The 202-nt window shown below is 65.3% G+C and carries 1 protein-coding gene; it reads left to right on the plus strand.

What is annotated here, in order from left to right:
- The coding region (locus tag E5X34_RS32885) for an acyl-CoA dehydrogenase family protein (RefSeq protein ID WP_366664955.1) at nucleotides 1–202 on the plus strand (202 nt) is incomplete at both ends.

Consider the following 202-nt stretch of genomic DNA (forward strand, 5'->3'; position numbering starts at 1 on the left):
TGTGCCGAAGGCGTTCGGCGGACCTGAAGTGTCCTACGCCACATTGGCCAAGGTGGTCGAGATCATCTCCGCGGCCGATTCCTCGATCGGCCAGATCGCGCAGAACCACCTCGGCGTCGTGGCGGCCATCCGCACCGTCTCCGACAGGGACCAGCAGGCGCTGCTCTTTGCCGAAGTGCTGAAGGGGACGCGGTTCGGCAAC

The sequence above is a fragment of the Mesorhizobium sp. genome (assembly GCF_004963255.1).
Lineage (GTDB): Bacteria > Pseudomonadota > Alphaproteobacteria > Rhizobiales > Rhizobiaceae > Mesorhizobium.